Source organism: Escherichia sp. WS3063 (assembly GCF_046486595.1).
In the GTDB taxonomy this organism is placed as follows: Bacteria; Pseudomonadota; Gammaproteobacteria; order Enterobacterales; family Enterobacteriaceae; genus Escherichia; species Escherichia coli.
The window spans coordinates 1-1,022 of record NZ_JBJQKY010000072.1; the positions used below are offsets into that span (position 1 = coordinate 1).

Below are 1,022 nucleotides of genomic sequence, written 5' to 3' on the forward strand. Positions count from 1 at the left end.
GAATGTATTTAGAAAAATAAACAAATAGGGGTTCCGCGCACATTTCCCCGAAAAGTGCCACCTGACGTCTAAGAAACCATTATTATCATGACATTAACCTATAAAAATAGGCGTATCACGAGGCCCTTTCGTCTTCAAGAATTTTATAAACCGTGGAGCGGGCAATACTGAGCTGATGAGCAATTTCCGTTGCACCAGTGCCCTTCTGATGAAGCGTCAGCACGACGTTCCTGTCCACGGTACGCCTGCGGCCAAATTTGATTCCTTTCAGCTTTGCTTCCTGTCGGCCCTCATTCGTGCGTTCTAGGATCCTCCGGCGTTCAGCCTGTGCCACAGCCGACAGGATGGTGACCACCATTTGCCCCATATCACCGTCGGTACTGATCCCGTCATCAATGAACCGGACTGCCACGCCCTGAGCGTCAAATTCCTTTATCAGTTGGATCATATCGGCAGTGTCGCGGCCAAGACGGTCGAGCTTCTTAACCAGAATGACATCACCTTCCTCCACCTTCATCCTCAGCAAATCCAGCCCTTCCCGGTCTGTTGAACTGCCGGATGCCTTATCGGTAAATATACGGTTTGCTTTCACACCTGCGTCTTTGAGTGCTCTGACCTGAAGATCAAGAGACTGCTGACTGGTTGAGACCCGAGCGTAACCAAAAAGTCGCATAAAAATGTACCTTAAATCGAATATCGGACAACTCATGTCTATTATTACAAATTTACGATTTAATAGACATATTAATGTAACAGTTTTACGATGTCCGATAATTTATAACATTTCGTACGGTTGGAAAAATGTTACTAAATGCCCGTCAGGCAGGGAGGCCGATATGCCCGTTGACTTTCTGACCACTGAGCAGACTGAAAGCTATGGCAGATTCACCGGTGAACCGGATGAGCTTCAGCGGCACTGTTGCAAAGTTAGCGATGAGGCAGCCTTTTGTCTTATTCAAAGGCCTTACATTTCAAAAACTCTGCTTACCAGGCGCATTTCGCCCAGGGGATCACCATAATAA

Annotated in this window: 1 protein-coding gene; it reads right to left on the reverse strand. The window is 47.0% G+C overall.

The genetic code is table 11. The features are described from left to right. Positions 1–115: 115 nt before the first annotated feature. Entirely contained in the window at positions 116–673 is a 558-nt protein-coding gene (locus ACJHYW_RS25210; protein WP_001235713.1) for a recombinase family protein, read from the reverse strand. Positions 674–1,022 lie beyond the last annotated feature (349 nt).